This is a genomic window from Pantoea rwandensis (genome assembly GCF_002095475.1).
In the GTDB taxonomy this organism is placed as follows: Bacteria; Pseudomonadota; Gammaproteobacteria; order Enterobacterales; family Enterobacteriaceae; genus Pantoea; species Pantoea rwandensis.
Map to the genome: position 1 here is coordinate 14,731 of NZ_MLFR01000028.1, position 13,586 is coordinate 28,316.

A 13,586-nucleotide genomic window follows, 5' to 3' on the forward strand; every position below is an offset into this window, starting at 1 on the left:
GCAGGCTGGGGCCGCTCTGGGGATGGCATTTCACAGCGCTGAACGGAATGAGGAAGCCAGGAGAGCCAGCATGGATGCTGGCGAAAGGCGCAGCCGGGACAGGGAAAGTCCCGTCTGCGCCGGTCCGTCAGGCGGACGAGAGAAGTGAAGGTACCGCGTCAGCGGCGCGAGGACAGCCAGCCCCAGAGCGGCACCAGACTGCGTTATCACCTAATGCTTAACTGACAGGTATCACTGCGTAACGCCCCTACAAACTTTCGCTTAAATCGCAATGTGATGGCTTACCTGTGGTGCGTCATCGCCCTGATGATATTGCAGTACCGCTTGCTGTAGCTCGGCATCGGCGTGGGAAACACGCTGGTGCTGGCGCATATGCTCCTGCCATGACTCCACCATAAACCACTCCAGCAGCGCGGTTGGATCATCGGTTTGCTCCATCAATCCCCATGAATAGGCCCCATCGCGGCGACGGGATTGCGCCAACTTATGAATTGCGCGTTTGAACGCTGCACGGTCTTCCTGCGGTACGCGGTAGCGAATCTGAATCAACACCGGCCCACGACGCACATCCACCTCTTCATGAACAACGGGGGTAGCCCAGTGCTGTGCCGGTTGCAGATCGGCCTCACCCGCAGGCAGCGCCAGACGTTTCAGCAGCAAGCCACTGAGCACCAGACCCGCGCCTGCAATCAGCAGTGTGGTAGCCAGACCCAGCTGCTGTGCGATTAAACCCCAGGCCAGGCTGCCACCCGCCAGTGTGCCGTTGAACACCATCAGATAGACCGCCAAACCACGACCGCGCACCCAATCCGGCAATACCGCTTGTGCCACGCCATTCAACGTGGTGAGCGCAATAATCCAGCCCACGCCCAATACCAGCATCAACAGCAGCGCCAGCCACTGGGGCGGGCTCATGGCCAGCGCCAGCATCACCAGTGCGCTCAGTACCGCAGAGAGCAACATTAAGCCGTCGTTACTCAGTTTGCTGCGCAGACGCGGCAGCAGCAGTGCACCGGCAATGGCACCGCCACCGACGGCACCCAGCAGCAGGCCATAGAATCCTGCCGTGCCATGCAGCATGGTGCGTGCTACCAGCGGCAGTAACGCCCAAATGGCACTTGCAAAGGCGAAATACATCGCGGCGCGCAACAGGACTCGGTGCAATTCACGGCTGGCTTTGACATAGCGCAGACCAGCACGGAACGCGCCAAAGAAGTGCTCATTCAGCTCGGTCTTGGCTTTAGCGGGGCGCTTCCAGTACAGCAGAGCCGCGATGACGAAAAAATAACTTGCGACATCGGCACCGTAGGCAGCCATAGCGCCTAAACTTGCCAGCAGCAAACCGCCCGTGGCCGGCCCAATGGCGCGGGCAATATTAATACCTAACGAGTTAAGCGCTACCGCGTTTTTCAGCTCATGACGCGGCACCAGTTCCGGCACAATCGCCTGCCATGCGGGGCCGAATAGCGCAGCGCCAATACCGCCGACGAAGGTCAGGCCGATCAGCCACTCTACGGTGAGCCAGTTGTTATGCGACAGCACCAGTAACGTGCCGCTGACGCTCGCCATCAACACCTGCACGACAATCAACAGACGGCGGCGATCGACAATATCGGACAGCACGCCCGCCGGCAGCGCCAGTAAAAACACCGGCAAGGTGGCGGCGGTTTGCATTAAGGCCACGGCGGTGGGGTTATCGGATAAACCGGTGACCAACCAGGCGCTGGCGACATCGCGGATAAAGCTGCCGGTGTTGCCGAGGACTGAAGCGGTCCAGATCAGGGCGAATAGCCCGTAGCCGAAGGGGGAAAAGGCACCGCCGTGTGGCGCTGTTGGGTTTTGCTGGCTCATCATCATGTTCCTGTCAGTGTGCGATGTCTGCACCTTACGAAGCCCACGATGCGCTTGATAGCGGAAAAAATAGGTCAACTTGTCCAGGCTTTTTTGACAGCTGGACAGGGCAAAAATCTTTGAACAAGTTGTCAAAATCTCTGCTTTAGGTTTTTCCGATAGCTCGATGTAGTTTGATTGGCAGACACAACATCACTCACTTTACGGAGCAAAAAACATGAGCACATTCAAAGCAAAAGACGGCGTTAACCTGTACTACAAAGATTGGGGTAAAGGTCAGCCAGTCCTGTTCAGCCACGGCTGGCCGCTGGATGCAGATATGTGGGAAAGCCAGCTGAATTTCCTGGCAGAACGGGGTTACCGTGCCATTGCTTTTGACCGTCGCGGCTTTGGTCGCTCTGAGCAGCCATGGGAAGGTTATGACTACGATACCTTCGCCGATGATATCCATGCGCTGATCGAACACTTGCAGTTGGACGACGTGACGCTGGTGGGCTTCTCAATGGGCGGCGGTGATGTTTCTCGCTATATCGGTCGCTATGGCACCGCGAAAGTGAAAGGGCTGGTGCTGTTGGGTGCGGTGACGCCAATCTTCGGCAAGACTGATGATCATCCTGAAGGCGTGGAGAAGGCGGTGTTTGACGGCATTAAAGCGGGTCTGCTGAAAGATCGTGCGCAGTTTATCAAAGACTTTGCTGTACCGTTCTATGGCACCAATGCCGGTCAGACAGTTTCTGATGGCGTAATGACGCAGACGCTGAATATTGCGCTGTTGGCCTCATTGAAAGGCACACTTGATTGCGTGACCGCGTTTTCTGAGACCGATTTCCGCGCTGACATCGCCAAGGTGGATGTGCCAACGCTGGTGATTCACGGCAGCAACGACCAGATCGTACCGTTTGAAGCTACCGGCAAGCTGGTGCATGAGATGATCGCGGGATCGGAGCTGAAAGTGTACGAGAACGGTCCGCACGGTTTTGCGGTGACCCATCAGGATCAGCTGAACGACGATTTGCTGGCGTTCTTGCAGGGTAATAAATAATCGCACGTTTTATTGCGGCGAGATCGCCATAAATGGCGTCAGAGACACAGTGCGGTTATTGGCAAGGTCGCCATAAATGGCGACCCTACGGGTGCGGTTTACGTAGGGTGCGCATTCATGCTTACCGAGTTAAATACGCACTCATTGGCTTAAGCGAGCGGCATTACGTCATTAATCGCATCAAAGTCACAGTGCGGTTGTCGGCAAGATCGCCATAAATGGCGACCCTACGGTTGCGGTTTACGTAGGGTGCGCATTTATGCGCACCTTTGTTAATCCGCCAGCAAATGCCCATACATCGACATTAACCGACGCGTGACGCCGTTGGTCCAGCCAAATCCATCCTGCAACGGATATTCACCGCCGCCACCTGGACGCGCACGATCACCGCTGATGTCATACTTCTCCACCAGCTTGTGATGCAGGGAGTAGAAGTTATTCACGGTATTCAGCCAGTTAACCGCAATCTCTTTCGCCAGCGTCTCTTCACCGTAATGGTTCAGACCCACAATCGCCATCCACTGTAGCGGCGCCCAGGCGTTCGGTTTGTCCCACTGTTCACCGCTTTCTACCATCGATGTCAACAGGCCGCCTTGGGTCAGCAGCAACTGACGCAGCGCAATAGCTTGCAGATGGGCCTGTTCTGGCGAAGCCAGGCCGAGAAACAGTGGCACCACTGCGGCTGCGGTAAAGGCACCAAAACGTTCATCGCGCCAGTTGTAATCGCGGTAAACGCCTGCGGTGTCATCCCACAGGTAACGATGGATCGCCTGCTTACGCGTATCGGCTTTTTTCTGCCATGCCAGCGCCGTCAGCTCTTCACCTTTGGCGTGTGACAGCGTCGAGATCATCAGCTCCAGCTTGTAGAGAAACGCATTCAGGTCCACCGGAATAAACTGGGTGGTGCGAATGCTGGCCAACCGCTGAGGATCGCGCAGCCAGCGGGATGAATAATCCCAGCCCGATGCCGCACCCGCACGCAAATCGCGATACACCTCATTCGCCGGGCGACTCGATTTGCTGGCGGTTTCCACATCTTCCATCCACGACTCATCACGAGGTGTGTCGCGGTCATCCCAGTAGCGGTTGAGCAGCGAACCGTCTGGCATACGCACCACATGGCGGTAGGCCTGATGGGGCATCAGCTCGCCCGCACCATCCATCCAGAACTGATACTCTTTCATCAGCTGATCAAGATAGCGTTTGGCACCGCGAATACCGTCCTCTTCAAACAGCTCCACCATCAACGCAAACACCGGCGGCTGCGAGCGGCTAAGGTAATAGGTACGGTTGCCGTTGGGCACATGGCCGTAGTTATCAATCAGCCACGCGAAGTTGTCTGCCATATCACGCAGCAGATCGTCACGCCCGGCATCCGCAAGGCCGAGCATGCTGAAATATGAGTCCCAATAATAGGTCTCACCAAAACGTCCGCCCGGCACCACATACGGTTTTGGCAGAGGCAGCAGTGATGAGTGCGGTAAATGCTGTTGCGGCATTTTGGTTAACACTGGCCACAGATCGTCAATATGTTCAATCAAGGTTTTATCCGGATTAGAAACATAGAAACTTTCATTCACCTGCGGCAAATAAAAATGGTCATGCACGAATTTTTCAAGGTCGAATTCAGCCGTGCGTTTACGACGACGATAGCGGATTAATATATCCAGCGGATCGAATTTTGGCGCGCAATCCGGGAAGGTTTTCCCGTCGGGAAATATGCGCGACATCTGCACATGCTCGAACAGTTCCATATAGCGATCGGCAGGCGTAAGGGCGTCCGGCGCGGGCAGACCTTCAATCAGCTCCGGCTCTGGCTCTGAATCCTGCATCCCTTCGCGTACGAATTCGTGAGGATCGTATTGATACCCCAGATCAGCATGGGCTTCGTGTTCCCCGTAAGCTTGACGTTGCTGGTGGTTAGTATTAATAGCGGCCTCCTGAAATTGCCTGGTTGCTCAAAGGACAAATTATAGAGCTTTGAATAGCACAGACAACAATGCGAAATATCTATGAACGTAATAAATATTGTCGATTGATCGGGTGATTTAGTGATTTTTCAGTGATTACAACGAGCTATATTTCAGGAAATGAAAACATCATTTGAAATGGTGGTTTAAATGAGTGCACAGAATTATCTGTAAATAAGAAAATCGCCAAGGCTGGGCTTAAAAACCACCATTCTGATTGATCATTTGGTGGCATACGAGACGGGAATCAGGCCAGCAGATGCTGGCCTGAAGCATGATTATTTTGCCAGCGTGGCTTTAATAACTTCAGCATACGGCGTGGTCGGGCGACCAATCAGTTTGCTCAGCGCATGGCTATCATCGAACAATCCACCTTTGGCGGCACCAGCATCGGAATCCGCCAGCAGTTCTGCTAATGCATCTGGCAAACCGGCGCCTTTCAATGCCGCTTCGAACTCAGCGGGTGGCAGGTTGATGTAATCCACTTGCTCACCGGACTGCTTAGCAATTTCGGCGCTGAAATCGGCCAGCGTATAGCTCTCATCGCCAGCGAGTTCGTACACTTTACCTGCCTGATCGTCACGGCTTATCACTTCAGCGGCCGCCGCAGCATAGTCCACGCGCGCTGCTGACGAGATACGGCCTTCGCCCACCGCACCAATAAAGGCGTGATGCGCCAGCGCCGGGGCAATACTGGCTGCATAGTTCTCGGTGTACCAGCCATTACGCAGCAGGGCATACGGTACGCCTGAGGCCTTTAACATCGCTTCCGTAGCACGGTGCTCTACGCCCAAACCTAGCGTTGTGGTATCCGCATGCAGCAGGCTGGTATAAGCGATAAATTTCACGCCCGCCGCTTTTGCCGCATCAATCACCGCCTGGTGCTGCGCTTCACGTTGACCGACTTCGCTGGAAGAGATCAGCAGCAGTTTATCGACGCCGCTGAACGCGCTTTTCAATGTATCTGGCTTGCTGTAATCCGCTGCGCGTAGCGTCACGCCCAGCGCTTTCAGGTCGTCTGCTTTCTCAGGCGAACGCACTGCCGCAATCACTTCGCTGGCAGGCACTTTTTTCAGTAACTCATTAATCACCAGACGGCCCAGTTGGCCAGTGGCACCTGTAATCGCAATCATGATGTTCTCCTTCAGTTTGAGCTGGTATGAAAACAGCCTAAGGGATAAACTAACTTTTAGTAAGTACTTACAGATTTGTTAGTTTGAAGAGGGCAGCATAAATGTCTGAAAAATTGAGTAATAAATTTATCCGTGGCGAGCTGCTCAATGTGAATTGCCCTTCGCGTGATGTGCTCAAGCGCATCACCAGCCGCTGGAGCGTACTGGTATTATTAGCGCTGCGCGAAGAAACGCTGCGTTTTAGCGCGCTACGCCGCAAAATTGGTGGTGTCAGTGAACGCATGCTGGCGCAAACGTTGCGCTATATGGAAGACGATGGCTTTATCGAACGTATTGCCTATGAAGTGGTGCCACCGCATGTGGAATATCGCCTGACGCCGCTAGGTCACGAAGTGGAAGGCCATGTGATTGGCCTGGCCGACTGGCTGGAAAGCAATGTGCATCGTATTGTGAAGGAAAACACAGAGGCGTAACGCTCACCATGCTTGCCCGCTAAGCGTTTCCGGTCAGATGAAGGGCAACCCTACGACGAGAGCGCATGGTTGCTGTAGGGTGTGCATTTACCGCACCATTAAGCGTGCAGATACTTCTCAAACCACCCCAATGTCCGACTCCATGCCAGTTCGGCTGCCGCTTTGTCGTAACGTGGCGTCGAATCGTTGTGGAACCCATGATTCACGCCAGGATAGATATAAGCTTCATAGGTTTTATGATTGGCCTTCAGCGCCTCTTCATAGGCGGGCCAGCCTTCGTTGATGCCTTTATCTAACGCGGCGTAGTGCAGCAGTAGCGGGGCGTTAATGCGCGGTACATCTTCCGCTTTAGGCTGACGACCATAAAAGGGCACCGCACATGCCAACTCAGGGAATGCCACCGCTGCGGCGTTTGCCACACCACCGCCGTAACAGAACCCGGTGATGCCGACTTTGCCGGTGCCATCTTCGTGATGCATCAGAAAATCGACTGCGGCGAAAAAGTCGTTCATCAATTTTGCCGGATCGACTTTGGCCTGCATGGCCTTGCCCTCTTCATCGTTCCCCGGATACCCGCCCAGTGAACTCAGGCCATCAGGTGCCAGCGCGATATAGCCCGCTTTTGCCACGCGGCGTGCCACATCTTCAATATAAGGATTCAACCCGCGATTCTCATGTACCACCACCACGGCCCCCACTTTGCCAATGGCATTTGCCGGGCGCACCAGATAGCCACGCACTTCACCATGTCCCTGAGGAGAGGGATAGTGAATATATTCGGGTTTGATGGTGGGGTCAGTGAACTCAACTTGCTGGGCGAGCGCATAGTTGGGGCTCATGGCTGTCAATAAGGTGGCGCCGGTCATCCCGGCAATGGTGAACTTGGCGGCCAGCGTAATGAACTCACGTTTGCTGATCTTGCCGTGCGCATAGTAGTCGTATAACTCAAGCAGTTCTTGGGGAAAATCTTGTGCGGTAAGACGGGTCATAACCTCTCCTTCGCTGATTAACCGTTTGCTTTGCCGCTTTAAAAAAGCACAGTCTGTTAATGCTTGCAAACCCTATGCCGCAAACCGTTAACGCGCAGAGGTGTTAGAGGGTTATTTTCTTGCTTCGACAATACATTCTTTCTTTTTAAATGGCTTATCTTTTATTTAACAGTGAGTTCCATGATGGGGGAATTACGATTTTTTTGTGGGTTTAGAGAGGCGCTAAATATCCCGATTGCGCTGTGTATTTAGCGATAATTAATCAATGGTGTTATCTGGTAATTCAGTCAGTAACCGCTACTATTAATAACATTATTGTCACAATGAATGAAGGCGTTTAACCTTAAGTCTTTTATTTTAAACAGGTTGTTTGTGCATCGGAAAATGATCCACATCAAGCACTGTTATAGTTTAAATGACTCCCACTGTTTATTTTCGTTCACAGCGCTTCCTTTTACATTAATGCGACATTTCATTCGGGTTCGCGAACGTTATTGCGACCATCTGTTTGTTAATTATAAGTAAAAATTCGATGCAATTCGTGGCAATGAGGAAAGCAATGTTTGGATTAGATGCCTTTCATCTGGCAAGGATACAGTTCGCCTTCACTGTGTCTTTCCATATTATCTTCCCAGCGATTACCATCGGTCTCGCCAGTTTCCTGGCGGTGCTCGAGGGGATGTGGCTAAAAACCCGTAACGAGACCTATCGCGATCTCTATCACTTCTGGTCCAAAGCCTTTGCTGTCAATTTCGGCATGGGCGTGGTTTCCGGGCTGGTGATGGCCTACCAGTTTGGTACCAACTGGAGCGGTTTCTCACAGTTTGCCGGCAGTATTACCGGGCCGCTGCTCACTTATGAAGTGTTGACTGCCTTCTTCCTCGAAGCCGGTTTCCTCGGAGTGATGCTGTTTGGCTGGAACCGCGTAGGCCCTGGTCTGCACTTCTTCGCCACCTGCATGGTGGCACTTGGCACCATCTTCTCAACCTTCTGGATTCTGGCTTCCAACAGCTGGATGCACACTCCGCAGGGTTACCTCATCGAGAATGGCGTGGTGGTCCCGCAGGACTGGTTTAAAATTATCTTCAACCCGTCATTCCCGTTCCGCCTACTGCATATGTCCACCGCTGCCTTCCTCGCCAGCGCTTTCTTTGTGGGTGCCTCTGCCGCCTGGCATTTGCTGCGGGGGAATGACAATCCTGCGGTGCGTAAGATGTTCTCCATGGCACTGTGGATGGCCTTAATTGTCTCCCCCATTCAGGCATTTCTCGGGGATGCGCACGGCCTGAACACCCTGGAATATCAGCCAGCCAAAATTGCGGCAATTGAAGGGCACTGGGAAAACAAACCGGGTGAACCCACGCCGTTGATCCTTTTCGGCGTGCCGGATATGGAGCAGGAGCGCACCAAATATGCGCTGGAGATTCCTTACCTCGGCAGCCTGATTCTGACGCACAGTTTGAAAAAACAGATCCCAGCCCTGAAGACCTTCCCGAAAGAAGATCGTCCAAACTCCACCGTGATTTTCTGGTCGTTCCGCGTGATGGTGGCGCTTGGCCTGTTAATGATCGGTATGGGCGTGATCAGTCTGTGGCTACGCGTGAAGAAACGTTTGTATCAGTCGCGACCCTTCCTGTGGTTCTGCCTGTTGATGGGGCCATCTGGACTGATTGCGATTCTTGCAGGCTGGATTACCACTGAAATGGGACGTCAACCTTGGGTGGTCTATGGCGTGCAGCGGACGATTGATGCGGTTTCCTCGCATGGCAGTCTGCATATGAGTATCAGCCTGCTGGCGTTCATCCTGGTTTACTGCTCGGTGTTCGGCGTCGGTTATCACTACATGATGCGTCTTATCAAAGAAGGCCCGGTGACGGGGGAAGGGAAGGAAGTGGCGCACGGTGGCCCGGGCGAACATCACACCCCGGCACGTCCGCTGTCGGCGGCCAATACCCATAAGCGCGGGGAGCACTGATTATGGTCGACTTTTCTATTATCTGGTTTGCCATCATCGTGTTTGGCACCCTGATGTACATCGTGATGGATGGCTTTGATCTTGGTATTGGTCTGCTGCTGCCGTTCAACAAAGATCCGATTGAGCGCGACATGATGGTGAACACCGTTGCACCGGTGTGGGACGGTAATGAAACCTGGCTGGTGCTGGGGGGGGCAGCGCTATATGGCGCATTCCCGCTGGCCTATTCGGTGCTGCTGGATGCATTGTCTATTCCATTGACGGCGATGTTGATTGGCCTGATTTTCCGAGGCGTCGCCTTTGAGTTTCGCTTCAAGGCAACCGAAGAGCATCGTCCATTTTGGGATAAATCGTTTATTGCAGGATCGCTGCTGGCCACCTTTAGCCAAGGCGTCGCGGTGGGTGCCATTCTCAATGGTTTCCCGGTTTCAGGTCGCGAGTACGTCGGATCATCCATGAGCTGGCTGGCACCGTTCCCGCTGTTCTGTGGTGTGGGGTTGGTGATCGCCTATGCATTACTGGGCTGTACCTGGCTGATTATGAAAACGGAACATGACCTGCACCGTAAGATGTCGGCCTTGGCCACGCCGCTAACGCTGACTCTGCTGCTGGTGGTAGGGATGATCAGTATCTGGACACCCATCACGCACGCAGATATTGCCCAGCGCTGGTTCTCGCGTCCTAACCTGTTCTGGTTCATGCCGGTTCCGCTGTTGGTGCTGCTGTGTTCGTGGGGGATTGTGCGTGCCATCAAACGTGAAGCACATTACTCACCGTTCCTTCTGACGCTGGCGCTGATTTTCCTCGGCTTCTCCGGTCTGGGCATCAGCATCTGGCCGAATATCATACCGCCGTCAATCACCATCTGGCAGGCCGCGTCTCCGGCCAGCAGTCAGGCGTTTATGTTGGTGGGCGGTTTACTGATTATCCCGGTAATTCTGGGTTACACCTTCTGGAGTTACTACGTGTTCCGCGGAAAAATCAAAGCCGACGAGGGGTACCATTGATATGCCAATCGAAGTCAGCAAGATGAAAGACACGGTAACGCCCGCACCATGGTGGAAGCGGGTAATGTGGCTGGTGATCATCTATGGCGCAAGTGTGCTGGCACTCGCTGGAGTGGCATCACTGTTTCGTATGATGATGAACGCGGCAGGCATGCATACGCACTGAGTGTGCGGAGTAACACGTTTCGCAACAGTGTGCGCCCCGTTACAAAATTCGCGTGAAGGTCGCGGGTATTAGCGACCTTATTCACATTATCGCAGCGTGAAAATTGACCTGAAAACGTTAGTAACCTAAGCAATTAATGCTTTTCCCGCCTCGCTGCCTTTACTCTTCCTTACGTTAGTAATACGTTTTTGTTATATTTATGTGACTAATCGCGCAAATTCATTACCTTCACATTCATCACTCGATTAAAAAATCATGCTCAGCCTGAATCTTAAGAAACAGTACATCAACGATCTGGTGGACTGGATAGAGGCGAATCTGACCGACGAGCTTAATATCGATCTGATTACCCTGAAATCTGGTTACTCCAAGTGGCACATGCAACGCATGTTCAAAGAGATGACCGGCCAGACACTGGCGTCTTATACGCGCAAACGTCGGTTGACCATGTCCGCGATGGCGCTCCGTTTGACCAGTATGCCGCTCATCGATATTGCGGTGCGCTTTGGCTTCGATAATCAGCAGAATTTCACTCGGGTGTTCAAAAGTCACTTTTCCATGACGCCGGGTGCCTATCGCCGCATCCCGGAAATGCTGATGAAGGATTTCCACAGCCGCATCTCCACGCAGCGCTCTTGGGTCAATGCGCGTCTAGCGGAGAAGCCCGAGCTGCAATTATGCGGTGAAGTTATTGAGTGGGAATGCCGCTTTGGTGAATATATCGATCACCATAACGACGTTGTGGCGCAGCATACGCGCGATTTTATCGCCTTTGCGGGTAAGCATGTTAGCCGCGGTTGGCTGGGATTCCAGTTCAGTCCGGGCGTCAACTCTGCCGATCAGCAGCACATTAGCTTGTTCCAGGCACTGGAAAGCCAGTATGCCGATGTTCTGCCGCGCAACGTGCAGAACTGGACCGGTGAAAGCGGTCTCTATGCGGAGATTGACTGGCATGGTACGCCGGAAGAGATCAACGCCTTCACGGCTGAGATTTATTATAACCATCTGCCCGCCTTGGGCGTGGCGCGCCGTCCAGGCAAAGACCTGCTCAAACTGGACCTGAAATACAGCACCCCGGATCTGCTACAGGGTACTTTTTATATTCCGGTCTCAACCTGCTAATGCATAATTCGTGCGGTTAACTGTGACTAACCGCACGATTTTATAAAATATTCACCGTAACTGGCGTAAAATCCTTCATCGAAACCTGATTGGCCGCGTAAAACACCAGCCGCCTCACATCAGGCTGGATAATCACCTGCATTCCTGGTCCATTCCGGGCCGTAAAAGTGAAAAGAAAAAATTATGCGACTTCTACCGTTGTTCCTATCGACAGCGCTTGTAGCGTTTTCCTCGCTGGCAAGTGCACAGATGGCTGAGCCATTCACACCGCCAGGCGGGCTGCATCCACATCAGCAACATTGCCAGCAGCACGAAATTGTCGGTGATAATCCACTGCCGCAACACTCTCAGGATGACAACAGTTTCGTTAACTGCGCCAACCATCAAGCCTGATTTCTACCCGCTTTAAACACCATACTTCGCTCCCACGCCGCACACTTTGTTGCGGCGCGATTGATCGCGCTTCTCTAAAGCAATGACGTTACTAACTTGTGCGCAATACATTGTGCCGCTTCGTCGCGCGTGCTCAGACTGATCTCCATCCACTTCTCCCAATAGCATTTTTCGGCATTGCGCTTAAGATATATCATAACTATTCTACGCAGGTCAGATGAGAATGATTTTCGATAACGTTTGATTCATGCGCGGGCTTCTGACGTCCGGTACGGGGCAAAATTATGGATAAACAATCAGCATTGGCCGGCAGTGCGCTGGCAAACTCTTATCACTCCATTTCATTGGCAGCAGCGCGTGTGGTGATCAATGCCGCATTCGAGGCTGCCGCTGAGTTTGGCTGGCATATCAGCGTGGCAGTGGTGGATCGTGCGGGCGAAGTCGTGAGTCTGGATCGCAGCGACAAGGCCATCGGCATCAGTCCCACCGTTGCATTGGGTAAGGCGCGTACTGCGGCATTGCTGCGCGCGCCATCGAAGGAGTTTGAGACCTTTATTAATGCAGGCAGCCCCAGTTTTCTTGCCACGCCCGGCGTGACGCCACTGGAAGGCGGTATTCCACTCTGGCTGAACGGCGAAGTCGTGGGAGCGGTCGGCGTGAGCGGGGCGCATGGTGCCAACGACTCACAGGTTGCGGAATTGGCCGCTGAAGCGCTGGCGGTATTGTAAGGACACAAAAATGGCAAGTTTGCAGAATAAGCATCTGGTGGTATTTGGCGGCAGCTCCGGCATTGGACTGGAGGTGGCGCAACAAGCGGCAGCGCTTGGCGCCGACCTTACGCTGGTGGGGCGTAATGAAGAGCGACTGCAACAGGCGCAGTCTCTGCTACTGGAGCAGGGCACGAACGTGTCGCGCGTGGTGGTAGATGCGCACGACCACGTTGCATTGCGTGAAGCCTTTGAGCAGATCCAACCCTTCGACCACCTGGTTTCGATGGTGGGTGATGCCATGGGGGGCGGTTTTCTCAATGCTGACATGTCGCTGATTGAGAAGGTCATCCACTCCAAATTTCTGACGAATGTATTAATTGGCAAACTGGCGGCAGAGAAGATCCGTGTAGGGGGATCGATAACCTATACGGCGGGCACAGGTGGCCGAGCGCAGAATGCCTGTGCCAGCTATGTCGGCAATCAGGGCATCGTTTCGCTAGCACAAGGTTTGGCAGCGGAACTGGCACCGAAAGCGCGGGTAAACTGCGTCGCACCGACCTGGACCGTCACGCCATTCTGGCGACATCAAGCTGAAGAGCAGGTAGATCAAACGCGCCAGCACTTCGCTGAGATTATCCCGCTGAAACGCACTGCAGAGATTGATGAGCTCGCCAGCGCCTACCTCTTTCTTATGCAAAACGACTTTATCACTGGACAACAAATTGCAGTGGACGGCGGCATTATGCTGGGCTGAT

Annotated in this window: 13 protein-coding genes; 9 read left to right on the forward strand and 4 right to left on the reverse strand. The window is 53.5% G+C overall.

The window, feature by feature from the left end; all coding sequences use genetic code 11:
* Nucleotides 1-261 precede the first annotated feature (261 nt).
* Nucleotides 262-1,851, reverse strand: a complete 1,590-nt coding sequence (locus tag HA51_RS21120; protein WP_084936527.1) for an MFS transporter — start codon at nucleotides 1,849-1,851, stop codon at nucleotides 262-264.
* Nucleotides 1,852-2,068: 217 nt separating this feature from the next.
* On the opposite strand from HA51_RS21120, the gene HA51_RS21125 reads away from it, so the two are divergent.
* Nucleotides 2,069-2,893 (forward strand): alpha/beta fold hydrolase, encoded by an 825-nt coding sequence (locus HA51_RS21125; protein WP_084936528.1) that lies wholly within the window; start codon nucleotides 2,069-2,071, stop codon nucleotides 2,891-2,893.
* Nucleotides 2,894-3,165: 272 nt separating this feature from the next.
* Here the strand turns inward: HA51_RS21125 and treF are convergent, their stop codons facing one another.
* Together treF and HA51_RS21135 are read right to left on the reverse strand one after the other, a co-directional pair.
* Entirely contained in the window at nucleotides 3,166-4,824 is a 1,659-nt protein-coding gene (treF, locus tag HA51_RS21130) for an alpha,alpha-trehalase TreF (protein WP_084936529.1), read from the reverse strand.
* A gap of 317 nt (nucleotides 4,825-5,141) precedes the next feature.
* Nucleotides 5,142-5,996 carry an SDR family oxidoreductase gene (locus HA51_RS21135; RefSeq protein ID WP_084936530.1) on the reverse strand — a complete coding sequence of 285 codons (855 nt, stop codon included), beginning with the start codon at nucleotides 5,994-5,996 and terminating at the stop codon, nucleotides 5,142-5,144.
* Between the two features lie 101 nt (nucleotides 5,997-6,097).
* Between HA51_RS21135 and HA51_RS21140 the strand changes: the two genes are divergently transcribed.
* Nucleotides 6,098-6,469 (forward strand): winged helix-turn-helix transcriptional regulator, encoded by a 372-nt coding sequence (locus HA51_RS21140; RefSeq protein ID WP_084936531.1) that lies wholly within the window; start codon nucleotides 6,098-6,100, stop codon nucleotides 6,467-6,469.
* Between the two features lie 98 nt (nucleotides 6,470-6,567).
* Here the strand turns inward: HA51_RS21140 and yghX are convergent, their stop codons facing one another.
* Entirely contained in the window at nucleotides 6,568-7,458 is an 891-nt protein-coding gene (gene yghX, locus HA51_RS21145; protein WP_084936532.1) for a YghX family hydrolase, read from the reverse strand.
* Between the two features lie 559 nt (nucleotides 7,459-8,017).
* Between yghX and HA51_RS21150 the strand changes: the two genes are divergently transcribed.
* From HA51_RS21150 to HA51_RS21180, 7 genes are all read left to right on the forward strand, one after another.
* Complete coding sequence (locus HA51_RS21150) at nucleotides 8,018-9,433, forward strand: cytochrome ubiquinol oxidase subunit I (protein ID WP_084936533.1); 1,416 nt, start codon at nucleotides 8,018-8,020, stop codon at nucleotides 9,431-9,433.
* 2 nt (nucleotides 9,434-9,435) lie between these two features.
* A complete protein-coding gene (gene cydB / locus HA51_RS21155; protein WP_084936534.1) occupies nucleotides 9,436-10,440 on the forward strand; it encodes a cytochrome d ubiquinol oxidase subunit II in 1,005 nt (334 codons plus the stop codon).
* A gap of 1 nt (nucleotide 10,441) precedes the next feature.
* Nucleotides 10,442-10,606: a DUF2474 domain-containing protein gene (locus HA51_RS21160; RefSeq protein WP_084936535.1), complete on the forward strand. Its 165-nt coding sequence runs from the start codon at nucleotides 10,442-10,444 to the stop codon at nucleotides 10,604-10,606.
* A 255-nt stretch (nucleotides 10,607-10,861) separates the two neighbouring features.
* Nucleotides 10,862-11,728 carry a helix-turn-helix domain-containing protein gene (locus tag HA51_RS21165; protein WP_084936536.1) on the forward strand — a complete coding sequence of 289 codons (867 nt, stop codon included), beginning with the start codon at nucleotides 10,862-10,864 and terminating at the stop codon, nucleotides 11,726-11,728.
* Nucleotides 11,729-11,977: 249 nt separating this feature from the next.
* Nucleotides 11,978-12,121 carry a hypothetical protein gene (locus tag HA51_RS21170; protein WP_245840245.1) on the forward strand — a complete coding sequence of 48 codons (144 nt, stop codon included), beginning with the start codon at nucleotides 11,978-11,980 and terminating at the stop codon, nucleotides 12,119-12,121.
* 284 nt (nucleotides 12,122-12,405) lie between these two features.
* Nucleotides 12,406-12,849 (forward strand): GlcG/HbpS family heme-binding protein, encoded by a 444-nt coding sequence (locus tag HA51_RS21175; protein ID WP_084936538.1) that lies wholly within the window; start codon nucleotides 12,406-12,408, stop codon nucleotides 12,847-12,849.
* Between the two features lie 10 nt (nucleotides 12,850-12,859).
* Nucleotides 12,860-13,585: an SDR family NAD(P)-dependent oxidoreductase gene (locus tag HA51_RS21180; RefSeq protein ID WP_084936539.1), complete on the forward strand. Its 726-nt coding sequence runs from the start codon at nucleotides 12,860-12,862 to the stop codon at nucleotides 13,583-13,585.
* Nucleotide 13,586 lies beyond the last annotated feature (1 nt).

What these genes read in the sequence shown, in the direction of transcription:
- cydB (WP_084936534.1), top strand. Translation starts at nt 9,436, where the DNA reads ATGGTCGACTTTTCTATTATCTGGTTTGCCATCATCGTGTTTGGCACC.
- HA51_RS21180 (WP_084936539.1), top strand. Translation starts at nt 12,860, where the DNA reads ATGGCAAGTTTGCAGAATAAGCATCTGGTGGTATTTGGCGGCAGCTCC.
- HA51_RS21170 (WP_245840245.1), top strand. Translation starts at nt 11,978, where the DNA reads ATGGCTGAGCCATTCACACCGCCAGGCGGGCTGCATCCACATCAGCAA.
- HA51_RS21165 (WP_084936536.1), top strand. Translation starts at nt 10,862, where the DNA reads ATGCTCAGCCTGAATCTTAAGAAACAGTACATCAACGATCTGGTGGAC.
- HA51_RS21135 (WP_084936530.1), bottom strand. Translation starts at nt 5,996, where the DNA reads ATGATTGCGATTACAGGTGCCACTGGCCAACTGGGCCGTCTGGTGATT.
- yghX (WP_084936532.1), bottom strand. Translation starts at nt 7,458, where the DNA reads ATGACCCGTCTTACCGCACAAGATTTTCCCCAAGAACTGCTTGAGTTA.
- HA51_RS21140 (WP_084936531.1), top strand. Translation starts at nt 6,098, where the DNA reads ATGTCTGAAAAATTGAGTAATAAATTTATCCGTGGCGAGCTGCTCAAT.
- HA51_RS21160 (WP_084936535.1), top strand. Translation starts at nt 10,442, where the DNA reads ATGCCAATCGAAGTCAGCAAGATGAAAGACACGGTAACGCCCGCACCA.
- HA51_RS21125 (WP_084936528.1), top strand. Translation starts at nt 2,069, where the DNA reads ATGAGCACATTCAAAGCAAAAGACGGCGTTAACCTGTACTACAAAGAT.
- HA51_RS21150 (WP_084936533.1), top strand. Translation starts at nt 8,018, where the DNA reads ATGTTTGGATTAGATGCCTTTCATCTGGCAAGGATACAGTTCGCCTTC.
- HA51_RS21175 (WP_084936538.1), top strand. Translation starts at nt 12,406, where the DNA reads ATGGATAAACAATCAGCATTGGCCGGCAGTGCGCTGGCAAACTCTTAT.
- HA51_RS21120 (WP_084936527.1), bottom strand. Translation starts at nt 1,851, where the DNA reads ATGAGCCAGCAAAACCCAACAGCGCCACACGGCGGTGCCTTTTCCCCC.